The sequence below is a fragment of the Brevundimonas sp. TWP2-3-4b2 genome (genome assembly GCF_049897345.1).
GTDB lineage: Bacteria > Pseudomonadota > Alphaproteobacteria > Caulobacterales > Caulobacteraceae > Brevundimonas.
The window spans coordinates 42,599-67,854 of record NZ_JAFCWB010000003.1 but is presented as its reverse complement, the minus strand read 5'-3'; the positions used below and the strand labels follow the sequence as shown (position 1 = coordinate 67,854).

Below are 25,256 nucleotides of genomic sequence, written 5' to 3'. Positions count from 1 at the left end.
GAGGGCGGCAGGGGCAACGGGGCACCAAAAACACCGTGCATCCCCGCGAAGGCAGGGATGCACGGACATTGCGGGGAGCGGCACGAAAGGAGATACGTCGGTTCCGGACGTACCGCACGCCACGCCCCCTGCCCCGGCGTGCGCGACTCCTGTAAGCCGGTCTCATGGCGAGAGACGGCGCGATCTATGTTTGTCAGTCCTGCGGGGCGGTCCACGGCAAGTGGTCCGGCCAGTGCGGCGCTTGCGGCCAGTGGAACTCGATCGTCGAGGAGAGCCGCGCGGCCCCGCCCGGCGCGATGAAGCCCTCGACCAGCGCGGCGGCGCGCGGGCGCGGGGTCCAGTTCGAGGGCCTGCAATCCGAAACGCCCGAGCCGCCGCGAATCATCACCGGCGTGACCGAGTTCGACCGCGTCTGCGGCGGCGGCGTGGTGCCGGGCTCGGCCATCCTGCTCAGCGGCGACCCGGGCGTGGGCAAGTCGACCCTGCTGCTGGACGTGGCCGGTAGAGCAGCCCTGTCGGGGCGGCGGGTGGCCTATATCTCGGGCGAGGAGGCGGTCGAGCAGATCCGGGCGCGGGCGCGGCGCATGGGGCTGGAAAAGGCTCCGGTCGAACTGGCCTCGGCCACCGCGCTGCGGGACATCCTCGGCACGCTGAAGCGCGAGAAATTCGACATCGTCATCGTCGATTCGATCCAGACCCTGTGGTCCGACGCCCATGAGGCGGGACCGGGCTCGGTGACCCAGGTGCGGGCCTGCGCCGGGGAGATGGTGCGTCTGGCCAAGTCGCAGGGCGTGGCCGTGGTGCTGGTCGGCCATGTCACCAAGGACGGCCAGGTCGCAGGTCCCCGTGTCGTCGAGCACATGGTCGACGCCGTGCTGAGCTTCGAGGGCGAGCGCGGCTATCCGTTCCGCATCCTGCGGGCGGGCAAGAACCGGTTCGGGGCCACCGACGAGATCGGCGTGTTCGAAATGGGCGATGCCGGCCTGCGCGAGGTGGCCAATCCGTCGGCTCTCTTCCTCGGCGAGGGCAAGGACCGGGCGCCCGGCGCGGCGGTGTTCGCGGGCATAGAGGGCTCGCGGCCCGTGCTGGTCGAGATGCAGGCGCTGGTGTCGAAATCGGCCTATGGCACGCCCCGACGGGCGGTGGTCGGCTGGGACACCGGGCGGCTGGCCATGGTGCTGGCGGTGCTGGAGGCGCGCTGCGGCTTCGGGTTCGGCGATCAGGACGTCTATCTGAACGTGGCGGGCGGTCTGCGCATCAACGAGCCGGCGGCCGATCTGGCGGCGGCGGCGGCCCTGATCAGTTCGGCGACCGACACTCCCCTGCCCCAGGGCTGCGTCGTCTTTGGTGAAATCAGCCTGTCCGGCGAGGTCCGCGCCGTCGGCCGGGCCGAGGCGCGGCTGCGCGAGGCGCAGAAATTGGGCTTCGATCAGGCCCTGACGCCGCCCCTGACGGTCAAGGACAAGGGTGTGAAGGTGACGGCCGTCAACCGGCTGACGGAAGCGGTCGAACGAATCTCGCAAAACCGGTATTGAGATTGAACCAGCTTCAGTTCGAGCGCGCATGACCGGTTTCGACGTTATCGCCCTTCTGGTCATCCTCGCCTCAGCCGCGGCCGGCTGGGTGCGCGGGGGCACGCGCGAGATCATCACCCTCCTGAGCTTCGTGCTGGCGGCCTTCATCGCCCTGGTCGCCCTGCCGCTGACGGCCCCGCTGGGGCGGGTCCTCGTCGATCCCGACTGGGCGGGTACCATCGCGGCGGCCATTGCTTCCTTCCTCGCGATCTATTTCGGCATCCGCATCTTCGGCTCGATCCTGTCGAAGCGCGCGCAGGCTCATCCGCAGCTGGGCAGCCTCGACCGGATCGTCGGCATCTTTGTCGGCGCGGCGCGATCGCTGGTGCTTCTGGGGGCCATCCATCTGGTCATCGTCGCGGCCTTGCCCGGCGAGAAGACCCCGCGCTGGCTCAGCGAGGCGGCCCTGCGGCCGGTTACGGCGGGCGCGGCCCGGATGATCCAGATCGTCCTGCCGGGCATCGGGCGGGGCGCGGACGCGCTGTCACCGGTCGTCAGTTCGTCCGTGAGCAAAGGGTTTTCCGATGAGAATGCCTTGCCCCCGCCCCAAAGAAACAATACTTCGCGCCCGTCCGCCGCACGCTAGCGTTCCCTGCTTCATCGGAGCCCCACGATGAGCCGCCCAGAGCATTCCATCGCCGATCCGGTCGTTCACCGGGATCACTATCGCGACGCCGACGACGATCGTCCGCGCCTCGAATGCGGCGTCTGCGGCGTCTGGGGGGCCGAAAAGGACGCGGCGTCCGCCGTTGTCGCCTTGGGCCTGCACGCCCTGCAGCACCGCGGACAGGAAGCCTGCGGCATGGCCAGCGTCAACGAGACGCGCTTCCACACCGAACGACACATGGGTCTTGTGGGCGAGGCGTTCGGCGGGGCCGACCTGTCGACCCGGATGCCGGGCTCGGCGGCCGTCGGCCATACCCGCTATTCCACCGCAGGCGGCAGCTTCCTGCGCAACATCCAGCCGATGTTCGCCGATCTGGACCAGGGCGGCATCGCCATCGCCCACAACGGCAACCTGACCAATTTCCTCTACCTGCGGAACCAGCTGGTCGGCGAAGGGGCCATCTTCCAGTCGACCTCGGACTCGGAGGTCATCCTTCACCTGATCGCCCGGAGCCGTAAGGCCAAGATCGTCGACCGCTTCATCGACGCCATCGGCCGTATCGAGGGCGGCTATGCCCTGGTCTGCGCCACCCGGTCCAAGCTGATCGGCGCGCGCGATCCGCTGGGCATCCGCCCGCTGGTGCTGGGCCGCCTCGGCGACGCCTGGGTGCTGGCGTCCGAGACCTGTGCGCTCGACACCATCGGCGCGACCTTCGAGCGCGACGTCGAACATGGCGAAGTGGTCGTGATCGACCACGAAGGCCTCAAGTCGCTGAAGCCCTTCCCCACGCGCGCGGCCCGACCCTGCCTGTTCGAATACGTCTATTTCTCGCGCCCCGACAGCGTCGTGAACGGCCGCTCCGTCTATGGCGTGCGCAAGCGGATGGGTATGAAACTGGCCCGCGAGCATGCGGTCGAGGCCGATGTGGTCGTCCCCGTACCGGACTCGGGCGTGCCGGCCGCGCTGGGCTATGCGCAGGAAAGCGGCATCCCCTATGAGATGGGGATCATCCGCAGCCACTATCTGGGCCGCACCTTCATCCAGCCCAGCCAGGGGGCCCGACAGAAGGGCGTGCGGATGAAGCACAGTCCCAACGGCTCGGTGCTGAAGGGCAAGCGGGTGGTGCTGATCGACGATTCCATCGTGCGCGGCACGACCTCGGTCAAGCTGGTCCGCGCCGTGCGCGCGGCGGGCGCGACGGAGGTGCATCTGCGCTCGGCCAGCCCGCCGATCCTGTGGCCGGACTTCTATGGCATCGACATGCCCGAGCGGGACCAGCTGATCGCCGCCAACAAGACGCTGGAGGAGATGCGGGCCTTCCTCGAGGTCGACTCCCTCGGCTTCCTGTCGGTCGACGGCCTGTATGACGCCATGGAGGCGGGTCCCCGCGATCCGCACAATCCGCAGTTCACCGACCACTATTTCACCGGCGAATACCCGACCCGGCTGCTTGATCGCGAGATCGAGGCCGGGGGGCGCGACGTGGCGGCACGGCAACTTTCCCTGCTGGTCAGCGCTTAAGGGTCAATCCGTTTCTTCAGAGGCGTCGCATGGTTCAGCTAGGCTATTTCACCATCGACACCCCGGATGTCGGGAAGGCGCGGGCCTTCTATTCGGCCCTGTTCGGCTGGTCGTTCAACGAGGCTGAGTCCGGCCCGACCTATGCCCATGTCGCCGGCAGCGATCCGGCGTTCGGCTTCACCAAGGCCGAGCGGCCGGGCCAGTTTCCTCACCTGTATTTCCGCGTCGATGACGTCGACGCCCTGTGCAAGCGGGTGGTCGAGCTCGGCGGCAAGACGGCCGTGCCCGCCGACGGCTCGACCGGGCGCTCGGTCGCGGTCAGCGATGATCAGGGCGTCAGTTTCAGCCTGTGGCAACCCGCACCGGGGTTTTAGGGAAGCTCTTCAGGCCCGGCGGACCACGCTGTCCAGTTCTGCGCGGTATGGTAGATTCTCAGGATGCGGAGTTGGCCTTCGGGTCCGCCCACCAGCGAATAGATCACCAGATACGCCGTTCGGAGAACCGCCTTCTCATAGGTTCCCTCGCGCTGACCGGGACGCCCGATGGGACGGCGCGCCAATCCTTCAACGGTCGGCTGGATGCGTTCGGCCAGCGCCTCCGCCGAATCCGGGTTGCGTTCCGCCAGATAGTCGATGGCGTTTTCGTATTGGTCGATCGCGGTTTCCGACCAATCGACGGCCCTCAAGGCTGCTTCTTGTGCTTGTCGAGCGTGGCACGAATCCGCCGCATGGCCTCTGCGTGGGGTACCGTTCGACCCGCACGGAAGTCCTCAAGGCTTTGGTCGACGGCCGCCATCATCTCCAGCTCTCGATCCAGAAAGACCTCGAGCGTGCGTTCGGCCACCGACGACGGCGTCCGGTTGGTCTGTTCGGCGAACCGGCCGAGTTTGTCCTTGAGCGCTTCACTGACCCGAAGCGTGAGCGTGGCCGTCTTAGCCATGACCTGACCCCATTGGATTGTATGACAACGTAACACATTGACCCCGCAAGACGCCATGCCTACCAACCCGCCATGACCGACCTGCACCTCAAAGACCGCATCGCCCTCGTCGTGGGGGCTTCGCGCGGCATCGGCTACGAGACCGCGCTGGCCCTGGCGAAGGCCGGGGCGCATGTCATCGCCACGGCCCGCACGGTGGGGGGTCTGGAAGAACTGGACGATGCCATCTTCGCCGCGACCGGCAAGCACGCGACCCTGATTCCCTTCGACCTGGTGGACGGGGGGGCCATCGACCGGCTGGGCGGGGCGATCTATGAGCGGTTCGGGCGGCTGGACGTCTGGGTTCAGGCGGCGGCAACCATGGGGGCCTCGGGCCTGACGCCGGTCAGCCACGCCGACCCGCGCGTCTGGGCCAAGGTCGAAAAGACCAATTTCACCGCCGTCTATCGCCTGATCCGCTCGCTGGAACCGTTGCTGAAGGCGTCGGACGCCGGACGGGCCGTCTATGTCACGACCAGCGTCGCCGCCGCGCCCAAGGCCTTCTGGGGCATGTACGCCGCCACCAAGGCCGGAGCCGAGGCCCTGGTCAAATGCTGGGCCGACGAGATTGAATCCACCCCGGTGCGGGTTGCGATCCTGGATCCGGGCCGGATGCGCACGGCCATGCGGGCCCAGGTTTATCCGGGCGAGGATCCGCAGGACGTCATCCACCCCGCGGCCATCGGCCCGCTGATGGTCGAACTGGCGCGCGGGGACCTGGAGCCGCCGCTGGAGGTGACGTTCAAGGACTGGGCAAGCGAGCCGAACGTGGCGGCGCTGATCTGACAATGCACCGGCCATTCGCAGCAGCAGCGGCCTATTTCTGTATCGTCGTCAGCCTTGCGTTTGTGCTGGGCGTCATCCGCACGCTCATCGTTGCTCCCAGAACAGGCGACGTCGTCGCCGTGCTCATCGAGACCCCGATTGTCCTGTTCATCAGCTGGCTCGCCGCCGGTTGGACCGCCCGCAGGTTTTCCGTTCCGGCGAGAGCACCGGCAAGGCTGACGATGGGCCTCACCGCCTTCGCCTTGCTCATGGTGGCCGAGACGTCGCTGTCGCTGCTGATGTTCGATCGCCCGCTTGCCCGGCAGGCTGCGGCCTTCGCAACCCCCGCCGGCGCGATCGGCCTACTCGGCCAGGTCGTGTTCGGCTTGATGCCGCTTCTGGCCGCCCGCCGCCGTTGATCGCCGGAGAAGCTTACTTCTTCGGCAGGTGCTTCTGCCCCGTCCGCACGCGGCCCGACCGCGACACCTGACGCGCCCCACCACGGGCGCCCTTCTGTACGGCCACCGACGAACCGGCCTTCTTGGACGCGCTGGCTTTCAACCCGGCGATCGGCTTCAGCTTCGTCTTGCCCGCCTTCTTCTGCTCCAGCGCCTTGCCGGGCAGGTTGGACAGCATCTCGGCGCGCTCGGCCTTCTTGATGACCTTGCGCGGCGCGGTCTTGGCGTCGCCCTTGTAGCGTTCAGGGCCCGACTTGGAGCCGCCCGGCGCATAGGGGTTCTCGCTGCCCGACTTGACGATCAGACGGATCGGCGTGCCCGGCAGGTCGAAACTCTCCCGCAGATTGTTGACCAGATAGCGCTTGTACTGTTCCGGCATGGCTTCGGCGCGGCTGGCCATCAGCACGAAGGTCGGCGGGCGGGCCTTGGTCTGGGCCATGTATTTGGGCTTGATCCGCTTGCCGTCGACGGCGGGGGGCGGATGCCTCTGGGTCGCCATGGACAGCCAGTCGTTCAGGTCCTTGGTCTTGACCTTGACCGACCAGGTGGCATGGGCCTGAAGCACTGCGGGCATGAGCCGTTCGACACCGCGCCCGCTGTGCGAGGACAGGGCGACGAAAGGCGATCCCTTCAACTGGGGCAGTTTGTCCTCGGCCATCTGGCTGAGCTTGGCCAGTTTGGCCTGGGGGCTTTCCTCGAGGTCCCATTTGGCGGCCACATAGACCAGGGCCCGGCCCTCGCGCTCGACCAGATCGGCCAGCTGCAGGTCCTGGGTGTCGAAGGCGTCATCCTTGTCCATGACCAGCACGACCACCTCGGCGAAGGTGATGGCGCGGATGGTGTCGGCAACCGACAGCTTCTCGAGCTTCTCCTGCACCCGGGCCTTGCGGCGCATGCCGGCGGTGTCGACGAGGCGGATGTTCTGGCCCTCGTATTCCCAGTCGACCGAGATGGAATCGCGCGTGATGCCGGCCTCGGGGCCGGTCAGCATGCGATCCTCGCCGATCAGGCGGTTGATCAGGGTGGACTTGCCGGCGTTGGGGCGGCCGATGATGGCGATGCGGATCGGCTTGTCGGGCTCGTCGACCTCTTCGATGAAGATGTCGGTGCTGGCCGCGACCACCGCCGCATAGAGGTCGGCCATGCCCTCGCCGTGCTCGGCCGAGATGGCGACCGGCTCGCCGAAGCCCAGCGACCAGGATTCGCCGATGCCGCCGCCGCTCTCGCGGCTCTCGGACTTGTTGGCCAGCAGGATCACCGGCTTGTGCTGACGGCGCAGACGGTCGGCGAAGATCTCGTCCAGCGAGGTCACGCCTTCGCGCGCGTCCATCATGAACAACAGCAGGTCGGCGTCTTCGATGGCGGCCTCGGTCTGCTCGCGCATCCGCGATTCGAGGCTGTCGTCGGTGATATCCTCGTAACCCGCCGTGTCGATCAGCGTCAGATCCATGTCGCCGATGTTGCCGTCGGCGTAGCGGCGGTCGCGGGTCACTCCCGGTCGGTCATCGACCAGCGCGAGACGCTTGCCGACGAGTCTATTGAACAGTGTCGACTTGCCCACATTGGGGCGGCCGACGATGGCGACTTTGAGAGCCATGTCGGCCTTCTAACGCAGTTTGTGGTCAGACGTCAGCGAATGCTGACGAGGTCGCCCTTGTCGCTCAGAACGTAGAGCGCGCCATTGTATGCGGCGGGAGCCAGATAGACCGGACCGGCCCCCAGTTTGAGAGAGGCTGTCTGGGCACCGGTCTTGGGATCGAGGGCAACCAGTTCACCGTCCGAATTGGTCAGGACCAGCCGGTTTGACGCCAGCATCGGGCCGGACCACTCGGGACGCACCGTACGGTCGAAGAAGCCGAGCAGCCCGCCCTCCTGACGCACGCGCCCCTCATTGAGGTCACGGCTCCAGTAGATCTGGCCGGTATCGCGATTGATGACGGTCAGTTCGCCATCCTTGGACACGACATAGATGACATCGCCCACCGGCAGCGGCGCATTGACACCCGCGATCGGCAAGGGGGCCCATTTCGGCTGTCCCGAGCGGATGTCGAGCGCGGACAGCTGTCCGGAGTGGCTGACCGCATAGACGACGCCGCGGCTGATGACTGGACGGCCGGCGATGTCGCGGATTTCGGACAGGGCGCTGGTCCGGCTGGTCCGTGACAGGACCTGCTGCCAGACCGACTGGCCGGTCGAGGCACGAAGGGCCACGACCTCGCCGGACGAGAACGGGGCAATGACGGTGTCGCCGGTCACCGCCGGGCTGGAGGCGCGCATGATGCGGGCCGGCTCCGGAATGCCGCGGTAGGACCAGACCTGGCTGCCGGTGGCGATATCGAAGGCCTGGATCTGGTTCTCGACGTCAACGACGAACACCCGATTGCCCGAGACGGTCGGAGCCCCGTGGATCGGCACATCGACCGGCGTGGTCCAGAGCACCGCGCCCGTGGCCTGGTCGAGGGCGGTGACGATGCGATAACCGGATGAGACAAAGACCTTGCCGCCGCCCACGGCCACGCCGCCGCCGAAGCCGCCGCCGGTCGTTCCGCCCGTGCCGCCGATGCCGAAGAAGCCGCGGCTGCCGCCTTCGCGTTCATCCGGCCTGATATTGACCTTCCAGGCCTGGGCACCCGTGCCGGCGTCAAGCGCGGACACCGTGGACTCGCCGTCCAGCACAAAGACGCGGCCGTTATCGGCCACCACGGGGGCCATGATCTGGCGCGTACGCCCCGAGCCCGCGCCGACGCCGCGACGCCAGGCGACGGTGAACGCCGGTGCGGCGATCACGTGCTCGACAGAGTTGTCGGCATTGCCCCCGGGTTGGGTCCAGGCCGTGGCGGCCTGGGGGCCCGGGAGGAAGAAGTCACGGCCCGACAGGGCCGCCGACGGGGCCAGTTGCTGCTCAAACTCAAGCACCGAAATCCGTTGGCCCACGGTCGCCGTGGCCTGGGGTTCATCCTTGCCGCCGAGCCCGAACGGCAAGGCGCTCCGCACGCTGGCGCACGAGGCGAGGGAGACGGCCAGACCGCCCAGCAGAGCGACTTTGAGTACGCGATTCATGGCGGACGTCCTGGAAACGGGGGTCACGGGCGGGCCGGAGCGGCGGCCGGCGCGGCCTGGGCAGGCGCTCCGGCCTGGGCGGCGGCGGCGGGCAAGCCGGCCGGGGCCGCCGGAAGGTTCCGCTGGGCCTCAACGATCTTCTTCAGATTGCCGGCCGAACCGGAGTCGATGGCCGCGATCGCGAGATCCGCGCGCTGGCTGACGATCTCCGGCGTGTCGAGACCGTTCTTGAGCAGAAGCAGCGCCTCGCGGGCCGGCGCAACCTGCCCGTTCTGCAGCCGCGCCATGGCCAGGGCCTCGATGGCGAACACGCTGAACGGACGACTGTCCTTGGTCAGCGGCGTCAGGCGGGCTTCGATCTGGGCGAGCGTCTCGGTATCCATGGCCAGCCAGGCACTCTTCAGCGCGGCGGCGTCCGACAGGATGGGATCACCCGACGCCTTGGCGGCGTCGTCCAGCATCCGGATGGCGTCCGGAATCCGGTTGGCCTCGACGGCAATGCCGGCTCGCTGCATCACGGCCATGGACTTGTAGGCCCCGTTACCGTCCTTGGCCGCCTGGGTGAAGGCGGCGTCTGCACCGACCGCATTGTTGGCCTGGAGCGACTGCATGCCGCGATCATAGGCGATAGACGCCTTGTCGGCCTTCGACGTCTGCAGGCTGTCCCAGCCCCAGAACACCAGCGCCGCGATCAGGGCAACCAGAAGAACGCCGCCGACGACGGGCAGCCAGGTGCGGGCGAGCCGCTTGTAGCGGTCGGAGCGAAGCTCCTCCTCGACCTGCTCGAAGACATCAACCACGGATATGTCGCCCCCAGAAAACGGCACCGAGGCCGCTGAAATTCAATCCAGCCGGACCCTAGAGGCTCGGCCTGCCCGCCGCAACGCACGGCTTAGGGCGTGACGGGCTTTTTCGAGAAGTAGGTCTCGACTTCGGCAGGAAAACGGCGGGCTTTCACGTCGGCGGCATAGGCACCCACGGCCCGGTCGATTTCGCCGCGCATATCCGCATAGCGGCGGACGAATTTCGGCGTCCAGTCGAACAGGCCCAGCATGTCCGGCGTGACCAGGATCTGGCCATCGCAGGCGGACGAGGCACCGATGCCGATCGTCGGCTTGTCGACAGCGGCGGTGATGTCCCGGGCCAGCCCCTCGGCGACGCCTTCGATGACGATCGAGAATGCGCCTGCGTCAGCGGTGGCCTCGGCCTCGGACATGACACGCAGGCGTTCCTCGTCGGTCCGCCCCTTGGCCTTGAAAGCCCCGTCCGTCAGCACGGCCTGGGGGCGCAGGCCGACATGGCCCATGACCGGGATGCCGCGCTGGACCAGATAGGCGATGGTTTCGGCGACGGTCGGGCCGCTTTCCAGCTTCACCCCCTGGGCCCCGGTTTCCTTCATCACCCGGGCGCAGTTTTCGTAGGCCAGTTCCTTGCCGCCCTCATAGCTGCCGAACGGCATGTCGATGACGACCATGGCCTTTTTCGAGCCGCGCATGACGGCCTGGCCGTGGAGAATCATCATCTCCAGGGTGACGCCGACGGTGTTGGGCAGGCCATGGACCACCATGCCGACGCTGTCGCCGACCAGCAGCAGATCGCAGTGGTCATCAAGAAGGGCAGCGGTGGGCGCATCATAGGCCGTCAGGCAGACGATCGGCTCACCGCCCTTGCGCGACCGGATGTCGGGTGCGGCGAGGCGCCGGACGGTTTCCTGCTTCTGGCTGGACATGGCGAGGCTCCTGTTCGGAGCCCTAGATAGCGACGCGGCCCCTCCCCGTCATCCCTGGCAGAGAATGACGGGGCAGGATCACATCTCCTGGGACAGCTTCATCACCCCGGCCGCGGCCAGGGCGATCAGGGCACCGGCGGCGATCCAGAACATCTGCATGCCGCCCAGGGACCCCAGTTCCAGACTACCGAGGCCGAACTGGTCCAGCCCACCCTGGACCGAACTCTGGATACCCAGAGAGGTGGAACGAATGCCCTGGCCAAGGGCGTCGCCGGCGACCACGCCGTCCCCGCCGGTCAGACCCAGGTTCACGCTCATCGTCTCGCGGATCGCCACGGCACCGCCGATGACACCGGCAAGCCCCAGGGCAAGGACACGGACGCGGGACCCCTTCTGAAGGCGTTGCTCGACCCGTGCGTTGAACAGGGCCGCATCGGACAGATGCGGCGTGCGCGCGAACAGGCGCTCGATTTCGGGATCGAACTCGTCAGCCGACATGCTGCGTCCCTCCCAGGGGCTGCGCGGATTGCGGCTGGAGCCGCGCGCGGAGTTTATCCAGACCACGTTTGACATGAGACTTCACCGTGCCGAGTGGCAAATTCAGGGCGGCGGCGATCTCGGGATGCGCCATGCCGGCCCCGTGACAAAGGGAGACACACATTCGTTCGGGCTCACTGAGCCCCTTGAGCGCCTCGTCGAGATCCATCAGGCCCGCATGATCGGTCGTGGGCGCGACGTCTTCCTGTTCGACTTCAGCGATATAGCGAGCTTCCTTGGCGACCCGCTTTATGTAGAGACGGGCCGCGATCCGCTTGACCCAGGCGGCGAAGGTGCCCTCACCGCGGAATTCGGCGCACCGCTCGAACGCCTGGATGAAGGCGTCCTGGGCGATGTCGTCGGCGAGGGTGGCTTGCGCCCCCATCCGCCGCAGCAGGCCGCGCACCGCCGAACCGTGGCGACGCACCAGCTCGCCGAACTCGCGCCGTCCGCCCGCCGCCGCAAGGGCGGCGAGCTCGACGTCGTGCCGGTCGATCAGATCCTGGGTCATCTTCTCTCCCCCGTCCGACCCGGCTCAGTCCTTGTTCTTGTTGAAGAAACTCAGGACGAGGAAGGCTAGGCCGATGGTGACGGGAATGGCCGCGATGCCCAACAGGCCGTCGCCGGCATTGTCTTCCCAGCCGCCGTTCAGCGAGCTGAAGTCGTTGATCAGGCCGAAGGCGGCGATGCCGATGCCGACGGCCAGCCAGATGACGCCGCGGCGAATGTCGCGGGTGCGCGAGGGCAGGTTCTTGGTCACGTCCCGGGTCAGGGCGTCGAGCACCTCGGGCGGCAGCGGCTGGCCCTTGTCGATGGCGCGGCGAACCGTCTCCTGGGTTTCGCGGCGTTCGCGGAATTTCAGATAGGTCGGGCCAAAGGCAATCGCGGTGATGGTGCCGAAGACCGACAGAATGGCCACCAGCGGGATGAAGTCTTCCATGTGGGTATCCCCTCTTTTGTCAGACCGAAGCGTGATGCCCCGGCCTTCTGACGACAAGAGGCGGTGAAGGGCGTCCATGGATGCGGCGCACCACGTGAAACTTTCGTAAGGCGGTTCAGCCCGGGCTGAAGCGGCGCGACAGGGCCTGGGCCGCGACGGCGCTGACCGCCACACCGGCGAGGGCAGCGGCGGCAGGCACCAGCGCGCTCAACGCCTGCGTCAGGGGCGGGATCACCGGGATCAGCGCCCACAGCACCGCCGTCGCCGCGACACCCCAGGGCACCATCGCCGCAACCGTCATCCACGCCCGGCGCAGGGCGATCCTCTGGGCTACGCGCGCCTGAAACGCATGGTCGCGCGCCGGCGGAGCCTCGGCAGCGAACAGGGCCTGGAGTTTCTGTTCAGGCGTCATCCGGACCTCCCAGCGCTTTCAGCAGTCGCGCCCGTCCACGGGCAACATGGGACTTCACCGTGCCCAGTGGCAAGTCCAGCGCCAAGGCCGCCTCGCCATGCGACCAGCCGTCGGCCAGGCACAGGGCGACGCAGGCACGGACGTCCGCCGGCAGGTCGGCCATGGCCGCGACCAGGGACAGCCGGTCCTCGTGCGACACGCCCGACGGCAAATCTACCGTCTCCAGCCAGACGCTGTCGCGCGCGGCACCTCGCCTTGAAGCCCGCACCCGGTCCTGGGCCTTGCGCCAGGCGATGCCGCACAGCCAGGGCCGGACGGCGGTCGGATCCCTGAGCGAGCGCAACGACCGCCAGGCGGCGAGGAAAGCGTCCTGGGCCACGTCGTCCGCCTCGGCCCAGCCGCTGCCCAGCGCCCGGCGCAGAAAGCCGCGCACCGCCGACTGGTGCCGTTCGACCAGCCGCGAAAAGGCGGTGTCCGAACCGGCGAGCGCGCGGCTCACCAGTTCGGCATCGGTCTGAAATCCCCCCATGGCTCCGGTTCCGGTCAGACATCAGCGCCCGGGCCGGCGTCCCACCAGGGCCGAGACGAGGCTGGCAAGGCACAAGGCCCCCAGGACAAACGCCACAATCAGAAAGGCCTCGCCCGCACCATAGATATCGGACCAGCTGGCATAGGCGAAGCCGGCGCTCATGACCCCGAACAGGACCACCGAGAACCACGATCCATCGCCGGGCCGGCCGTCGCGACGCGTGCGCCAGGAATCGTCATCGGCATCGATCGGCCGTTCCAGCACCTTGAGCAGGGCGGCCGGCGGCTCCTGGCCCTTGTCGGCATAGGCCTGGATCAGCTTCAGCGTATCCTTCTGGCGGCGGTAGTTGAGCAGGGTCGAAAAGCCGGACGCCACGAACCAGCCGAGCGGAAAGATCAACCACCAATAGGAACGGAAAAGGTCTTCCATCGTCATACCCCTCGTCACGCCGAGCCCGTCGCCCGCGCTTTCATAGGGTAGTCGGTGCCAGCCGCGCCAGCGGATGCAGCGGGCGGGATTTTTTCACTGGACGATGTCGTGCGCCGGTTGTCGGGCAACCCATCCGGCCGGCTCGCGTTCGATGGCAGACACCCAGGTTCGCTGATGACGGAGAGACCCATGGCCCAGATAACCTATCGCATCGTCGAACATGACGGAGGCTGGGCCTACCAGGCCGGCGGCACCTTTTCCGAGACCTATCCGACGCACGACTCGGCCCGGGCCGCCGCGGTGGCCGTGGCGCACGAGCAAAAGGTCCCCGACGAGGACTCCTTCATCGAATATGCCGACGCCTCGGGCCGGTGGATTACCGAACGCGCCGACGGCCACGACCGGCCCGAGGTCGCCGTCGAGGGCTGAGCGCCCTCGCCCGTCACACCACCAGAGCGGCGTAGAGCTCCGGCTTGAACCCCACCAGCGTCCGGTCTCCCAGGTCCAGAACCGGGCGCTTGATCATGGACGGCTGCGCCAGCATCAGGGCCACGGCCCGATCCGCGTCCAGACCCGCCTTGTCCGCGTCCGGCAAGGCCCGGAAGGTCGTGCCGGCCCGGTTCAGAATGGTCTCCCACCCATGCTCGGCCACCCAGCCCTCCAGCCGCGCGCGGTCGATGCCCGCCTTCCTGTAGTCATGGAAGACATGGTCGACCCCGTTCTGGCCCAGCCAGACGCGCGCCTTCTTGACCGAGTCGCAGTTGGGAATGCCAAACATCGTGACGGTCATATCAGTCTCTCAATCCATGTCGGCCTCGGACAGCGAGGCCAATGTCAGCTCTTGACCCGTTACGGACCCTCGGAGCACCGGGCATTGCCGACCGGCTCTGCCTCAGAGCGGACTTTAGCATGGCCGCTCTCCGTCACGGTCTCGGGGTTTGAGCCGCCACGAGGCGGAATGCTTGCGCCCGGTCCGCAGCGCTGAGATCCAGGCGCAGGGCACGACGCCAGGCTTCGGTCGCCTGCTGCGGCCTTCGCAAGGCGGCGAGCGCGCGGCCAGCGGCCAGATGGGCACCGCCCCAGTTCGGGGCACGATCCAGGGCAGCTTCATAGCGGCGCAGCGCGGCGCGGTGGTCGCCCTGGCGAGCAAGGGCATCGCCCTCGAACTTCAACGGGTCCGCCCAGCGAGGGCCGCGCGCCTGCGCTTCGCGGAACATCCGGATCGCGCCCGGCAGGTCGCCCCGCGCGAGCCTGGCCTGCCCCCAGGCGCTGTGGGTGGAGGGCAGGGACGGACCCTGCCGCACGGCCTCGGCGAACCAGCGGTCGGAAGCGGGCGCATCGCCCGACCAGGCGGCGAGTTCGCCCCGAACGATCAGGCAGGGGTAGCAATCGTTGCGCAAGCCCGCAGCGAGTTCCGCGGCTTCGGGCATGCGACCGCTGAGAGCGAGGTAGCGGGCGTCGAGGGCAACAAACTCGGGAGGGCCGTCGTTGGGAATCGCAAGGGAGGCGCGGAGCGCGCTGGGCCAGTCTTCCAGAGCGGCGGCGGTCTCGAACTCCAGGAAGTTGCGGTTGAGCAACGTCTCCTCCGTTCGCGGGAGGTCCGCCGACAGACGCCGGGCCAACGGCAGGTCACGTCCCGCCGCTGCGTACTGCGCTGCGTTCCAGAGGCTAAACCGACGACTCTGCTCGTCGCCGAGGCGAGCAGCAATCGCAGCGGCGTTCTGGTTGTTCTTCACCGCGTCGGTGTAATCTCGCGTGTACCCTTGCATCCATTGCAGCATGACGGGGTCGGCGGTCTCGCGCACTACCGGGCTGAGGGCATCGCCGCCTCCGGGCTGACGGAAGGCGGCGCGCGCCGACGTTATTGCAGACAGGGAGGCTTCGTGCCGCCCCAGCGCCCCTTCCGCCGCCCCGAGATAAGCCAGCGATGCCCCGGAACGATTTAGACGCACCGCCTGACGAACCGCGCTGCGAGCCTCCTAGAGCCGCTGACTGCTAAAGAAGATCGTGGTCATCGCCATGTAGGCTTGCGAGCGCTCCTCGTTCGGGCCGCTAGCCAGCAAGGGACGGAGCACAGCCTCCGCTTCGGCGAAGCGCTTCTCGCCGACCAGATATCCTGTCAGGCGCAGCGGCTGGGTGTCCTGCAGCACGGCCTCGGCGGCGGTCTGGAGCAAGGCGGGTAGTTCCGCCTCTGTCCCCTCCAGCGTGCGCCCGGGCGATCCGCTTGCGCGGACGGTCAAAAGCAGGCGGTCCCCCCGCCGGCGAAGCGCGCCGGAGACGATCGTCTGACGCCCAAGGCGCTGGCGCAGGTAGCGCTCGACCTCGCCGAGGGAGACCCCGGTCTGCGGGATCTCGACACGGACCGTCTCACCCTCGCCCCGCGCCTCGGTTTTGGAAAAGACCGTCGAGGCCTCAGCCTTGGTCTGGATTGCACCCATTCGATCCAGCAACTCTCCGGCGACCGCCTCTCCGGTAAGACCTTCGGCGGCCATTTCGGGCGGAACCACAAAGGCCTGCAGCACGACCTCGTTCGCCTGCCGCGCGCTCCAGACCATCGCACCGACAGCCGCCAGCAGCAGGAAGACGGTGGCGGCGATGGACAGGTCGCGGACCGCCTTGATGCGCGCGCGAAAGCGTTCATTGCGGGCCAGCCCGATCTGCTCGTCGAGCAGCAGGGCGTTGCGGGTGAGAACGTCGCGCGCCGGAGCCTCCAGCGCCGCTTCCTTGCGGGCGGCGCTGAGTGCGAGCTCCAGCGCCTCCAGGGTTTCGGGCGGGCGCATAGCCGGGGCCTGTTCGCTGAAGAGGTCGATGGAATCAGAAGTCGTCGCCCCGGTTGCCCGCTGGCGCGATCGCCGCGTCCTCATCACGTCCGTCATCGCGCGCGCCCCCGTCCCGGTTGTGACGCTCGCTCAACGAAGCAGGGAGGTCAATGTGGTTCCGGGGGAGGCTCACGCCCAGCAAGCGACTGCTCCGGATGCTATACGCGCATGTGGCAAATCACCGGCCTCGTCGGCCATGGTCTCGGTGCGGGTTGTCTTCCACCGTCCGAAAGCAGAATTTTGTCTGGCGTCCGGGGGTCATGATTGAACGTCCGCTCCTGGACGATCGGTGAATGGTTCCGCTTTGCGAGGAGGAGACCGTCAAACGGGTCTGGCTCCGCGTCCGCTTCCCACCCCTGGGAGACATTCAGAGAGTCAGCTTGCCGGCGGCCGAGGCGCTGGTGGCTACAACCCTGACAACTTGCTCACCGTCGGGAATGCCTTGGATGGCCGCCGGCGTTCGATGCTCCCCCTCACCGCTCCGACCACGGCTTGGCCTCCCGTCCCGTTTCGCCATAGTACGGACCGTCCTCTCGTCATCCCACAGCCCGGCGGCACCCTTGACCGTTTCCCCGCACTCGCCCTCCCTCCCCTCCGGCGCGACGCGCCCGCTGCGGGTCTTTGTGCTCGGCGCGACCGGCGACATCGGCCGCGCGACGGTGCGGGCGCTGGTCGAGAAGGGCCATCAGGTCGTCTGTCTGGTGCGATCGCGCGCGGGAGCCGGTGGCCATCTGTCGCCGGACGACAGTGCGCGCCTGCTGGACGGGGCCGAGGTTCGCGTGGGCGAGGCGGCGGATCCCGCATCGCTGGCGCGCGACGGCTTCCGGGGCGAGCGGTTCGATGTGCTGGTCTCGTGCCTGGCCTCGCGCACCGGAGTGGCCGCCGACGCCTGGGCCATCGACCATCGCGCGCATCTGGATGCCCTCGCGGCGGCCAGGACGGCCGGCGTGACGCAGATGGTCCTGCTGTCGGCCATCTGTGTGCAGAAGCCCCGGCTGGCCTTCCAGCACGCCAAGCTGGCGTTCGAAAAGGCCCTGATGGAGTCCGGCCTGACCTGGTCGATCGTGCGCCCGACAGCCTATTTCAAATCCCTGTCAGGCCAGGTGGCGCGGGTGAAGGCGGGCAAGCCCTTCATGGTCTTCGGCGACGGAGCCCTGACCGCCTGCAAGCCGATCAGCGACCGTGACCTGGGGACCTATATCGCCGGCTGTATCGACGACCCCGCGCGCCACAACCGCATCCTGCCGATCGGTGGCCCCGGACCGGCACAGACACCGCGCGAGCAGGGCGAGGCCCTGTTCCGCCTGTTGGGGCAGGAGCCGCATTTCAGCCGGGTGCCGACCGGCCTGCTGGGCGGGATCGCGGCGACGCTGGGCGCGCTGGGACGGGTGGTTCCGTCGCTCGCGGCCAAGGCCGAGCTGGCCCGGATCGGACGCTATTACGCCGGCGAATCGATGCTGGTGCTGAACCCCGAAACGGGTCTCTACGACGCCGATGCGACCCCGGAGACGGGCGCTAACACCCTGGCCGACTATCACGCGCAACTGATCCGGGGCCAAACCACCCTGGAACGGAGCGAGCAGTCGGTCTTCTGATCCCCGCCGGAAGACGGAGGAGGAGCGGTCAGGCGACCGCTCCTCCAGTGTCCGTGTCTAGAACCGCGCGGTCAGGCTGACCGAGCCGCTGGTTCCCAGGTCATAGCCGTTGATGATGACCCGGTTGCCCAGCTCCTGATACTCCAGGAACTGTTCGCCCAGCAGGTTGCGGAGTTCGAGGGCGAAGCCGTAGTCGCGACCCGCATATTCGAAATCCTTGCGGTAGACGAAGTCCAGCTGGACGCCCGGCTCCTGGATCAGGTCAGGCTCGCCCGGGCGGCCGCGCGCCGAGCTGCGCTCGGACACATAGTTGGCGATCAGGGTCGCCTGCGACCGGGCCGTATCGTCTTCCCAACCCAGTTGCAGGTTGGCGACGTGGTCCGACTGGCCCTGCAGACGGCTGCCGTCGATGACGTAGAACGACGCCGGCTGGGCCACACCGAGGCTGTTCTGGGTGGTGACGGTGTCACCCGCCTCCACATTCACCTGGGAGTCCGAGTAGGTGTAGTTGGCCTGGACCAGCCAGCGCTTGTTGGCGATGAAGTCCATGTCCGAGCCGAACTCGAAGAATTTCTTCGCCTCGAGCTCGAAGCCCATGACCACGGCGTTGGGCGCGTTCAGGAAGGTCTGCGAGATGGACGAACCCTGGTCGACCACGCTGGACTCAATGGGCTTGTCCAGATCCTTGTAGAAGACGCCGGCCGTCAGATACTGCTGACGGGCGAAATACCATTCCCAGCGCGCGTCCAGGTTCAGGATCTCGGTGTCCACCAGATAGGGGTTGCCGATGAAGGTCCGGTCGCTTTCCGGGTCGGTGTACTGCTGCGGTGCCAGTTCGCGGAACTGGGGCCGGCCGATGGTCTTGGAGGCCCCGAGACGGAACTGCATGTCCTCGGCGAAATTCCAGGTGATCGTGCCCGCCGGCAGAACATACTGCTCCTTGATCTCGGTCGGCAGGAAGCCGGTCGCGCCGCCGAACAGGTCGCGCGGGACCACCGTCTGTTCGCCGTCCTCGTAGCGGACGCCGAGGTTCAGGTTCACCAGCGGAATGACCTCGGCCTGCACCTGGGCGTAGGCCGCATTGACGGTCAGCTGGCCTTCGAAGGCGGAGGCACCGTTGGAGCCGGTGATTTCCTCGATCTGAAGGAAGGGCCCGATGTTGATGTCGGCGAACAGGAAGTCCACCCGGGACTCCAGCTGGTCAGAGGTCAGGCCGTTCGGGGCGATGAACCGCAGGGTGCGTTGTTCGGAATCCCGGTTGTTGTCGTAGGTTGAGACACCGACCGAGAAGACGGCATCGCGCTGGTCCGACAGCGCCAGGGTGTAGCTGAGGTCCGCGCCGCCCGAGACGACATCGTCGTCCAGGTTGCTGAACGAGATCGCATTGGTCTCGATGTCGTGGATGAAGGCACCGGTCGGGTTCACGCCATAACCGAAACGCGTCTCATAGGGTGCGTCGCGCGAGGTCTTGGCGTACGCGGCGCGCCACGTCAGATCCCACTCGCTGGCAGCGCCGAACTCGTGCTCGCCGGCCAGTTGGGTCGAGAACAGCTGACGCACGAACCATTCGGTCGCGTCGGTGCGGCGGATACCGCCGGACGCGTCATCGAAACCCGCTTCCGAGCGGGCTTCCTTGGTGACGTTGCGGATATAGAGATTGGTCCATTTGATCGTGCTGGTGTCGCCGGTCAGGCTGAGCCCGCCGAGGAAGTTCAGGCCGATGTCGTTCTGGTTCGACTGGAACCCGTAGTCATTGGCCACAATCAGGGAGCCGGCGTCGATCCGGCCGGTCTGACGGACGCCTTCGCGCCCCGTCCACTTGTTGTCGTAGCCGGCCGAAACGATCAGGCCCAGGGTGCCGAGCGGAGTCTCGGTGTTCGTGCCGCCGGCGAATTTCAGACCGAAGTTCGCGGGCGTTGTTTCACGCTGGAGCAGGCGAAGCGGCGAGTTGCTCAGCGACTGGCCGATCAGGCGCAGCTGGCTGGCGGTGTAGTTGCCGTTGTCGCCGATCCGGTTGCCCGAGTTGAACGCCAGTTGCAGCGGACCGGGCACTTCGCGCGTGCCGTCGTCAAAGCCCGTGAAATCGGTGCGCGATCCGAAATAGATCAGGTTTTCCTTCGAGGTGCTCTCGGTGTTGCCGCTGACCGAGGCACTCATGCTGAAGAACGGTTCGGCCGGGGTCGAAAGCGTCTGCAGATCGATGACGCCGCCACCGAACTCGCCGGGGTAGCTGACCGAATACGATTTCTGGACCGTCACGCCGGCGAGGATTTCCGACGGGAACAGATCCAGCGGAACGACGCGCTGGAGCGGTTCCGGGCTGGGCAGGGGCGAGCCGTTGAGCAGGGCGGACGAATAGCGCTCGCCAAGGCCCCGCACATAGATGAATCGGCCTTCGACGATCGACAGGCCGGTCACGCGGGTCAGCGCCTGGGCGACGTTGGCGTCGCCGGTACGCTCGAGGTCTTCGGCCGTCAGGAAGGCGGCGACCTCGGGGCTTTCGCGGTTCGGGGTCGGGATGAAGCGGCCCAGCACCACGACTTCGTCAAGCTGGGTCTCGTCCGCTTCGGGCTCGGCCTCGACAGCGGGGGTCTGGGCGGTCGGGCTCTGCGACGCCGGCGCGGTTTGAGCAAACGCCAGCCCCGGCGCGATCAGTGCGCTGGTGGCCAGCAGGACCCCGGTCAGGGTCAGGGTGACGGTCTTCATGATCTGCGCCTCGAGGAATTCAACGGAAGTGGCGGGCAGACGGGCGGCGGCCAGTGGCCGCCGCCCGTCATCCGTCGTCAGCAGTTCGAGCCGGCCTGGAGACCGCAGGTCCAGCCCTGGTACCAGGTGTCGGCGCTGTTCCGGACGGCACCGATGTAGGTCACGGCCACGAAGAAGCTGTAGGCCGCCGGAGCGTTGGTCGGGACGACCGCCGTCTCGTTGGCGCCGTTGATGAAGGCGAGGTTCGAGTTGGTGATCGTGGCACCGGCAGGGGCCGTCATGGACGACGTTCCGGCGGAGGTGTTGTTCGTGCCGAGGGCGAAGATGGCACCCGTGGCCGTACCGTCGATGTTCGAGTCATTCTCGAACGGACGGTTACAGGCGAAGAAGACCGAGTTGAAGATCGGCGTGTTGGTGACGGTGTTGGCGTCGTCGATGTCCAGGCAGGCCGCGGCAGACGTCGACGGGTTGGTGAAGACCGAGTTGATGATCGTCGCGTCGGTGCCGGTGTTCTGGGTGATCAGGGCGTCAGCGGCCACGGCGGCGTTACGGCCGACGATGGTCACGTTCGAGACCTTGGGCTGCGAGAAATAGGCGGTGCCGGACGGGGCGGCCGACCATTCGACGCCGCGGCTGCCGTTGGTGACGGCGGTGGGCTTCTGGGTGATGATCACGAACTGGGCACCACCGCGCCAGCCGGTGTCGGTGTCCAGGCCATCGTCGTCGGCACCGTTGATGACCAGGTGCGACAGGTTGACGTTGCCACCGAAGATTTCGATGCCGTCGTCCGAGCTGTTGTACGACTGGAAGTGGTCGATGGTCGTGCCCGAGCCGACACCGGCCAGGGTCAGGGCCTGCAGCTCATTGTTGGGCGACAGTTCGAAGCCCGAATAGTTGACCTGCACATAGCGCAGGCGGCCCGAGTTGTCGGCCGGCGAGTTGCCGCCGTAGTTGGCGCTGGTGCCTTCGACCTGACCGACGCAGGCTGCGTTCGGCGCGACGACGCCGACCGGGCAGACGGCCGTCGGGGCGCGGCCGGCGATGACGATACCGCCCCACTGGCCCTGCGACGTCGCCGTGGTCGTGCCTTCGACGTTCTGGCGGCTGGTGAAGATGATCGGGTTGGTCGCCGTGCCTTCCGCGAAGATCTGCGAACCGCGGTTGACCAGCAGGTAGTCGGTGCCGCCCGAGGCGAACACGCGCACGCCCGGCTCGATCGTCAGGACGCCCTGGACGCTGCCGGCGACCGGGGCCGCCGGATCGGCACCACGGTCAGTGCCGACTTCGGTGCGACCGCTGATCGCATAGATGGTGCCGGCGCGGACCGACAGGGTCAGGGCACCGGTGATGGTGGCGGGCAGCTGGCAGGCCCGCAGGGTGCCGCCGGCGACGACGCCGACATTGGCCAGGCCGGTCGGGCAGTCAGCGGCCGGCGTACCGGGGGGAAGCGGGGTCGTGCCGCCACCACCACCGCCCGTGCCGCTGCCGAAGTCGCCTTCGCCGGGGGACGCGACTTCCGCCGAGCCGCATGCGGCCAGGGCCAGGGCGCTGGCGGAAACCGCGAGCAGGGTCGTCAGTCGAATGCCGGTCATCGTTTTCACCGTGTTGTGCAAAAGAATTTCACGGCAGGAGTCGTCAGGAGTCCTCGACCCCCGACGCGATGATGACATCGCCCCCCGCCCAGCGCTGTGCTTAGGGGGGGGATATGACATCACCCACGCCGGACGGTGACGGTTCCGGGTCGCTTGTGTGAAGTTGTCTTCGCGGTTCGGTGACAAGCCGTCCTGATACGGCAGAAGTTTCACAGCAGGCGGCACAGTGGTCACCCTGAAGCGTGGCGTGAGACCGGCAGACTTCCGGCAGTGGGCCTGGACGCCTGACACCGGGCCCCGGAAACGTCCAACGGCCCAGGATCCATTGATGTCGATCAAGGGCGCGGACCGGCGCAAGGTGCAGAGTTCCCCGGATGAGGGGAGACATGCCATGAGCCTGAAACATCTGATCGTCATCGCCGCGGGAGGAGACCGCGACGGTCGGGCCCTCGGCCTGTCGGCTGGTCTGGCCCGGGAGCACGACGCGGTCGTGGAGGTCCTCCCGATCTATCCGGACAGCGCTGCCGACATGGTCGCCCTCGGCCTGACCCTCGGGGCCACACTGGCACCCGCCGCGATCGAGGAACTGGCCGCGGCGGAGCGCGCGCTTCAAGGACGGATCGAGGAATCGGCGCAGACGGCCGCCCGTCAGGCCGACATCGCCTTCGGGTCCGGTCGCGGCGCGCCGCGGATGGCGGTGCTCGGCCGCAGCCTGAGGCCGGCGCTGGCCCTGAGCCGCCACGCTCCCCTCTCCGACCTGGTCATCTTCGGACAGGGACATCTCGATCATGGCCTCGGTCGCGAGATGTTCGCCCAGTGCCTGTTGAGTGATCGCGCACCGGTCCTGGTCGGGCGTCTCGACGCGGACTCGCTCTCGGGTCCGGCGGCGATCGCCTGGGACGGAAGTCCGCAGGCGGGTCGGGCGGTCAAAGCCGCCCTCCCCCTGCTGGCGATGGCCAGCGGGATTCACATCCTGCAGTGCGTGACCGGACTCAATCAGCGTGCGAGCGACCCCGACATCGACCGCCTGAGCGTCTATCTCCGGCTGCACGGTGTGGGCGAAGGCACGCCCGTCCTGGTCGAGGGGGACAACGAGGCCAACGCGCTTCTGGCGGCGGCAAAAGGCCGGATGGCGACCCTGCTGGTCGCGGGGGCCTGGGGTCATTCGCGTCTGCGCGAGGCGGTCTTCGGCGGTGCCACACGCGCTTTCCTCGGCAGCTCGGACGGTCCGAACCTGCTGTTGACGCACTGAAAATGGCCGGTCCCGCGACTGAGCCCGCCATCCCCGCCGTCTCCATGCCCGCCGTGCTCTTGGTGAAACCCGGGTTGCGGTCCAGGCTCGTCCGCCTGGACATGCCGTCAAAGCTGCACTCAGGACCGCGGCCGGCGGATGTTTCACCGTCCCGGGGAGCCGTGACATGACCGCAAACCTGACCTTCCACGGTGCCGCCGAATGCGTCACAGGTTCCTGCATGCTGCTAGACACGGGCCGGTCACGCCTGCTGATCGACTGCGGCATGTTCCAGGGACCGAAGACCCTCAAGGCTCTCAACTACGAACCGTTTCCCTTTGACGTCGGCAAGATCGACGCCGTGCTGCTGACCCATGCGCACATCGACCATTCCGGCCTGTTGCCAAAGCTTGTCCGGGCCGGTTTCCGCGGGTCGATCTACGCGACGAGAGGCACGCGCGATCTCTGCGAGGTCATGCTGGCCGACGCCGCGGGCATCCAGGAGAGCGAGGTCCGCCACCTCAATCGCCGCAACGAGCAGCGGGGCCTGAAGGCGGTAGAGCCGATCTACACGACCTCGGACGTGGAACCGACACTGCGGCTGTTCGAAACCGTGAAATTCAACTCGGCGCGGACGGTAACCGACGACGTGGAGGCGGTCTGGTGGCCGGCCGGCCACCTGTTGGGTGCGGCCTCGATCGAGGTGCGCATCGGCCACGGAGACACCCCCCTGACGCTGCTCTTCTCGGGCGACCTCGGGTCCGGCCGTCAGCCTTTCCTGCCCAGGCCCGCAGGCCCGGTGGCCGTGGATCACATCATCCTCGAAAGCACCTACGGCAACCGCGAACGCATCGATCTCGAACTGTCGGCGCGACGCCGGGCCCTGGCCGACGAACTACGGACCGCCAAGGCCGCCGGCGGGCCCCTTCTGATGCCGACCTTCGCCATCGGCAGGGCCCAGGAACTGATCCTCGACCTGCTGGCCGTGATGGACGCCGAGCCCGACCTGTCGGCGGAGATATTCCTCGACTCGCCGCTCGCCATCGAGGCGACGGAGGTGTTTCTGCGACGCGGCTGGAATGCTGACTCCGGCGACAACCCGTTTGAGCCGCTCCGGCATGCGGGCCGCCTCCATCACCTTCTACGCCCCCAGGAGAGCGACCGGCTGGAGCGGCTCAGCGGCTGGCATGTGATCCTGGCGGGCAGCGGCATGTGCGACGCCGGCCGCATCCGGCGCCATCTCAAGCGCCTGCTGTGGCGCAAGGAGATCACGGTGCTCATCACCGGCTTCCAGGCCGCCGGCACGCTGGGCCGGCTGCTGGTCGAAGGCCGCACGGCCGTCCGTATCCAGGGCGAGGACGTCCACGTCGGGGCCCGCATCCGCAGCCTCGACAACTACTCCGGACACGGAGACGCGACCGACCTTGTCGAGTGGCTGACAGCACGCGGCCCGGTTAGCGGCCGGGTGTTCCTGGACCATGGTGAACCGGAAGCCATCGCCGCGCTCGGTACGCGCCTGGCCGCACTGGGCTATCGCTCGATCACCGCAGACCTGGACCAGACCTACGCCCTGACCCGCGACGGTGCGGAGCCGGTCGGGCGGGGGCCCGCGCGACTTGCGCCCGGGCAGGCGACCCGGCCGGACTGGCACAATGATCGCGCCGCCTTCCTCGCCGACCTGAACACCGTCCTCCAGCAGCTGCCCGGCGACGCCGAACGACAGGCCCTGATCCGGCGTCTGGAGGCCGCGGTGAACCCATCGCCGGGGGGGTGA

At 67.7% G+C, this 25,256-nt stretch carries 27 protein-coding genes; 10 read left to right on the top strand and 17 right to left on the bottom strand.

Going from position 1 to position 25,256, the window contains the following annotated elements; genetic code table 11:
• Window positions 1-164: 164 nt before the first annotated feature.
• Genes radA through ACP7AS_RS07325 form a run of 4 tightly spaced genes read left to right on the top strand, consistent with a single transcriptional unit; the run spans window position 165 to window position 4,076 of the window.
• On the top strand, window positions 165-1,535 hold the full coding sequence (radA, locus tag ACP7AS_RS07340; protein WP_426028220.1) for a DNA repair protein RadA: 1,371 nt from the start codon (window positions 165-167) through the stop codon (window positions 1,533-1,535).
• Window positions 1,536-1,563: 28 nt separating this feature from the next.
• Window positions 1,564-2,160, top strand: a complete 597-nt coding sequence (locus ACP7AS_RS07335; RefSeq protein WP_426028219.1) for a CvpA family protein — start codon at window positions 1,564-1,566, stop codon at window positions 2,158-2,160.
• A gap of 27 nt (window positions 2,161-2,187) precedes the next feature.
• Entirely contained in the window at window positions 2,188-3,702 is a 1,515-nt protein-coding gene (gene purF, locus ACP7AS_RS07330; protein ID WP_426028218.1) for an amidophosphoribosyltransferase, read from the top strand.
• Between the two features lie 29 nt (window positions 3,703-3,731).
• Window positions 3,732-4,076, top strand: coding sequence for a VOC family protein (locus ACP7AS_RS07325; RefSeq protein ID WP_426028217.1), 345 nt, complete (start codon window positions 3,732-3,734; stop codon window positions 4,074-4,076).
• Here ACP7AS_RS07325 and ACP7AS_RS07320 read toward each other — a convergent pair.
• Together ACP7AS_RS07320 and ACP7AS_RS07315 are read right to left on the bottom strand one after the other, a co-directional pair.
• A complete protein-coding gene (locus ACP7AS_RS07320; RefSeq protein ID WP_426028216.1) occupies window positions 4,073-4,387 on the bottom strand; it encodes a type II toxin-antitoxin system RelE/ParE family toxin in 315 nt (104 codons plus the stop codon). The genes ACP7AS_RS07325 and ACP7AS_RS07320 overlap by 4 nt on opposite strands.
• Complete coding sequence (locus ACP7AS_RS07315; protein ID WP_426028215.1) at window positions 4,384-4,641, bottom strand: CopG family ribbon-helix-helix protein; 258 nt, start codon at window positions 4,639-4,641, stop codon at window positions 4,384-4,386. The genes ACP7AS_RS07320 and ACP7AS_RS07315 overlap by 4 nt, the downstream gene beginning before the upstream one ends.
• 72 nt (window positions 4,642-4,713) lie before the next feature.
• Between ACP7AS_RS07315 and ACP7AS_RS07310 the strand changes: the two genes are divergently transcribed.
• Window positions 4,714-5,466, top strand: coding sequence for an SDR family NAD(P)-dependent oxidoreductase (locus ACP7AS_RS07310; protein ID WP_426028214.1), 753 nt, complete (start codon window positions 4,714-4,716; stop codon window positions 5,464-5,466).
• Window positions 5,467-5,468: 2 nt separating this feature from the next.
• Complete coding sequence (locus tag ACP7AS_RS07305; RefSeq protein WP_426028213.1) at window positions 5,469-5,864, top strand: hypothetical protein; 396 nt, start codon at window positions 5,469-5,471, stop codon at window positions 5,862-5,864.
• Window positions 5,865-5,877: 13 nt separating this feature from the next.
• Here ACP7AS_RS07305 and der read toward each other — a convergent pair whose 3' ends face one another.
• The 10 genes from der to ACP7AS_RS07255 form a co-directional block, all read right to left on the bottom strand.
• Window positions 5,878-7,500, bottom strand: a complete 1,623-nt coding sequence (gene der, locus ACP7AS_RS07300; RefSeq protein ID WP_426028212.1) for a ribosome biogenesis GTPase Der — start codon at window positions 7,498-7,500, stop codon at window positions 5,878-5,880.
• Between the two features lie 32 nt (window positions 7,501-7,532).
• Entirely contained in the window at window positions 7,533-8,963 is a 1,431-nt protein-coding gene (locus ACP7AS_RS07295; protein ID WP_426028211.1) for a PQQ-binding-like beta-propeller repeat protein, read from the bottom strand.
• A 23-nt stretch (window positions 8,964-8,986) separates the two neighbouring features.
• On the bottom strand, window positions 8,987-9,763 hold the full coding sequence (locus tag ACP7AS_RS07290; RefSeq protein ID WP_426028210.1) for a tetratricopeptide repeat protein: 777 nt from the start codon (window positions 9,761-9,763) through the stop codon (window positions 8,987-8,989).
• A gap of 92 nt (window positions 9,764-9,855) precedes the next feature.
• Window positions 9,856-10,692, bottom strand: coding sequence for a 3-methyl-2-oxobutanoate hydroxymethyltransferase (panB, locus tag ACP7AS_RS07285; protein ID WP_426028209.1), 837 nt, complete (start codon window positions 10,690-10,692; stop codon window positions 9,856-9,858).
• Between the two features lie 78 nt (window positions 10,693-10,770).
• Window positions 10,771-11,190 carry a hypothetical protein gene (locus tag ACP7AS_RS07280; protein ID WP_426028208.1) on the bottom strand — a complete coding sequence of 140 codons (420 nt, stop codon included), beginning with the start codon at window positions 11,188-11,190 and terminating at the stop codon, window positions 10,771-10,773.
• Window positions 11,180-11,740: an RNA polymerase sigma factor gene (locus ACP7AS_RS07275; RefSeq protein WP_426028207.1), complete on the bottom strand. Its 561-nt coding sequence runs from the start codon at window positions 11,738-11,740 to the stop codon at window positions 11,180-11,182. Before ACP7AS_RS07275 ends, ACP7AS_RS07280 begins: the two co-directional genes overlap by 11 nt.
• 24 nt (window positions 11,741-11,764) lie before the next feature.
• Window positions 11,765-12,169, bottom strand: coding sequence for a DUF6249 domain-containing protein (locus ACP7AS_RS07270; RefSeq protein WP_426028206.1), 405 nt, complete (start codon window positions 12,167-12,169; stop codon window positions 11,765-11,767).
• Between the two features lie 115 nt (window positions 12,170-12,284).
• Entirely contained in the window at window positions 12,285-12,581 is a 297-nt protein-coding gene (locus ACP7AS_RS07265; protein WP_426028205.1) for a hypothetical protein, read from the bottom strand.
• On the bottom strand, window positions 12,571-13,110 hold the full coding sequence (locus ACP7AS_RS07260) for an RNA polymerase sigma factor (RefSeq protein WP_426028204.1): 540 nt from the start codon (window positions 13,108-13,110) through the stop codon (window positions 12,571-12,573). Before ACP7AS_RS07260 ends, ACP7AS_RS07265 begins: the two co-directional genes overlap by 11 nt.
• Before the next feature lie 21 nt (window positions 13,111-13,131).
• Entirely contained in the window at window positions 13,132-13,539 is a 408-nt protein-coding gene (locus ACP7AS_RS07255; protein WP_426028203.1) for a hypothetical protein, read from the bottom strand.
• Between the two features lie 189 nt (window positions 13,540-13,728).
• Here ACP7AS_RS07255 and ACP7AS_RS07250 point away from each other — a divergent pair, with 189 nt between their 5' ends.
• Window positions 13,729-13,968: a DUF2188 domain-containing protein gene (locus ACP7AS_RS07250; protein ID WP_426028202.1), complete on the top strand. Its 240-nt coding sequence runs from the start codon at window positions 13,729-13,731 to the stop codon at window positions 13,966-13,968.
• Window positions 13,969-13,981: 13 nt separating this feature from the next.
• On the opposite strand, the gene ACP7AS_RS07245 is transcribed toward ACP7AS_RS07250, so the two are convergent.
• From ACP7AS_RS07245 to ACP7AS_RS07235, 3 genes are all read right to left on the bottom strand, one after another.
• Window positions 13,982-14,329: an arsenate reductase gene (locus ACP7AS_RS07245; RefSeq protein WP_426028201.1), complete on the bottom strand. Its 348-nt coding sequence runs from the start codon at window positions 14,327-14,329 to the stop codon at window positions 13,982-13,984.
• Window positions 14,330-14,462: 133 nt separating this feature from the next.
• The gene (locus ACP7AS_RS07240) at window positions 14,463-15,320 is read right to left on the bottom strand and encodes a hypothetical protein (protein WP_426028200.1); all 858 of its coding nucleotides are present in this window, start codon (window positions 15,318-15,320) and stop codon (window positions 14,463-14,465) included.
• A gap of 198 nt (window positions 15,321-15,518) precedes the next feature.
• The gene (locus ACP7AS_RS07235; protein WP_426028199.1) at window positions 15,519-16,415 is read right to left on the bottom strand and encodes a hypothetical protein; all 897 of its coding nucleotides are present in this window, start codon (window positions 16,413-16,415) and stop codon (window positions 15,519-15,521) included.
• 503 nt (window positions 16,416-16,918) lie between these two features.
• Between ACP7AS_RS07235 and ACP7AS_RS07230 the strand changes: the two genes are divergently transcribed.
• Window positions 16,919-17,953 (top strand): NAD(P)H-binding protein, encoded by a 1,035-nt coding sequence (locus ACP7AS_RS07230; RefSeq protein WP_426028198.1) that lies wholly within the window; start codon window positions 16,919-16,921, stop codon window positions 17,951-17,953.
• Between the two features lie 57 nt (window positions 17,954-18,010).
• Here ACP7AS_RS07230 and ACP7AS_RS07225 read toward each other — a convergent pair whose 3' ends face one another.
• On the bottom strand, window positions 18,011-20,659 hold the full coding sequence (locus tag ACP7AS_RS07225; RefSeq protein WP_426028197.1) for a TonB-dependent receptor domain-containing protein: 2,649 nt from the start codon (window positions 20,657-20,659) through the stop codon (window positions 18,011-18,013).
• 77 nt (window positions 20,660-20,736) lie between these two features.
• Window positions 20,737-22,251 carry a hypothetical protein gene (locus tag ACP7AS_RS07220; protein ID WP_426028196.1) on the bottom strand — a complete coding sequence of 505 codons (1,515 nt, stop codon included), beginning with the start codon at window positions 22,249-22,251 and terminating at the stop codon, window positions 20,737-20,739.
• Between the two features lie 391 nt (window positions 22,252-22,642).
• On the opposite strand from ACP7AS_RS07220, the gene ACP7AS_RS07215 reads away from it, so the two are divergent.
• Window positions 22,643-23,503: a hypothetical protein gene (locus tag ACP7AS_RS07215; RefSeq protein ID WP_426028195.1), complete on the top strand. Its 861-nt coding sequence runs from the start codon at window positions 22,643-22,645 to the stop codon at window positions 23,501-23,503.
• 166 nt (window positions 23,504-23,669) lie between these two features.
• Window positions 23,670-25,256: an MBL fold metallo-hydrolase gene (locus tag ACP7AS_RS07210; RefSeq protein ID WP_426028194.1), complete on the top strand. Its 1,587-nt coding sequence runs from the start codon at window positions 23,670-23,672 to the stop codon at window positions 25,254-25,256.

Excerpts from the sequence above, each read along its gene's own strand:
- ACP7AS_RS07210 (WP_426028194.1), top strand. The coding sequence starts at position 23,670 with ATGACCGCAAACCTGACCTTCCACGGTGCCGCCGAATGCGTCACAGGT.
- der (WP_426028212.1), bottom strand. The coding sequence starts at position 7,500 with ATGGCTCTCAAAGTCGCCATCGTCGGCCGCCCCAATGTGGGCAAGTCG.
- ACP7AS_RS07270 (WP_426028206.1), bottom strand. The coding sequence starts at position 12,169 with ATGGAAGACTTCATCCCGCTGGTGGCCATTCTGTCGGTCTTCGGCACC.
- ACP7AS_RS07310 (WP_426028214.1), top strand. The coding sequence starts at position 4,714 with ATGACCGACCTGCACCTCAAAGACCGCATCGCCCTCGTCGTGGGGGCT.
- ACP7AS_RS07305 (WP_426028213.1), top strand. The coding sequence starts at position 5,469 with ATGCACCGGCCATTCGCAGCAGCAGCGGCCTATTTCTGTATCGTCGTC.
- ACP7AS_RS07295 (WP_426028211.1), bottom strand. The coding sequence starts at position 8,963 with ATGAATCGCGTACTCAAAGTCGCTCTGCTGGGCGGTCTGGCCGTCTCC.
- ACP7AS_RS07235 (WP_426028199.1), bottom strand. The coding sequence starts at position 16,415 with ATGACGGACGTGATGAGGACGCGGCGATCGCGCCAGCGGGCAACCGGG.
- ACP7AS_RS07240 (WP_426028200.1), bottom strand. The coding sequence starts at position 15,320 with ATGCTGCAATGGATGCAAGGGTACACGCGAGATTACACCGACGCGGTG.
- ACP7AS_RS07265 (WP_426028205.1), bottom strand. The coding sequence starts at position 12,581 with ATGACGCCTGAACAGAAACTCCAGGCCCTGTTCGCTGCCGAGGCTCCG.
- purF (WP_426028218.1), top strand. The coding sequence starts at position 2,188 with ATGAGCCGCCCAGAGCATTCCATCGCCGATCCGGTCGTTCACCGGGAT.
- ACP7AS_RS07325 (WP_426028217.1), top strand. The coding sequence starts at position 3,732 with ATGGTTCAGCTAGGCTATTTCACCATCGACACCCCGGATGTCGGGAAG.
- ACP7AS_RS07215 (WP_426028195.1), top strand. The coding sequence starts at position 22,643 with ATGAGCCTGAAACATCTGATCGTCATCGCCGCGGGAGGAGACCGCGAC.
- ACP7AS_RS07335 (WP_426028219.1), top strand. The coding sequence starts at position 1,564 with ATGACCGGTTTCGACGTTATCGCCCTTCTGGTCATCCTCGCCTCAGCC.
- ACP7AS_RS07315 (WP_426028215.1), bottom strand. The coding sequence starts at position 4,641 with ATGGCTAAGACGGCCACGCTCACGCTTCGGGTCAGTGAAGCGCTCAAG.
- radA (WP_426028220.1), top strand. The coding sequence starts at position 165 with ATGGCGAGAGACGGCGCGATCTATGTTTGTCAGTCCTGCGGGGCGGTC.
- ACP7AS_RS07255 (WP_426028203.1), bottom strand. The coding sequence starts at position 13,539 with ATGGAAGACCTTTTCCGTTCCTATTGGTGGTTGATCTTTCCGCTCGGC.
- ACP7AS_RS07220 (WP_426028196.1), bottom strand. The coding sequence starts at position 22,251 with ATGACCGGCATTCGACTGACGACCCTGCTCGCGGTTTCCGCCAGCGCC.
- ACP7AS_RS07245 (WP_426028201.1), bottom strand. The coding sequence starts at position 14,329 with ATGACCGTCACGATGTTTGGCATTCCCAACTGCGACTCGGTCAAGAAG.
- panB (WP_426028209.1), bottom strand. The coding sequence starts at position 10,692 with ATGTCCAGCCAGAAGCAGGAAACCGTCCGGCGCCTCGCCGCACCCGAC.
- ACP7AS_RS07280 (WP_426028208.1), bottom strand. The coding sequence starts at position 11,190 with ATGTCGGCTGACGAGTTCGATCCCGAAATCGAGCGCCTGTTCGCGCGC.
- ACP7AS_RS07250 (WP_426028202.1), top strand. The coding sequence starts at position 13,729 with ATGGCCCAGATAACCTATCGCATCGTCGAACATGACGGAGGCTGGGCC.
- ACP7AS_RS07275 (WP_426028207.1), bottom strand. The coding sequence starts at position 11,740 with ATGACCCAGGATCTGATCGACCGGCACGACGTCGAGCTCGCCGCCCTT.
- ACP7AS_RS07260 (WP_426028204.1), bottom strand. The coding sequence starts at position 13,110 with ATGGGGGGATTTCAGACCGATGCCGAACTGGTGAGCCGCGCGCTCGCC.
- ACP7AS_RS07225 (WP_426028197.1), bottom strand. The coding sequence starts at position 20,659 with ATGAAGACCGTCACCCTGACCCTGACCGGGGTCCTGCTGGCCACCAGC.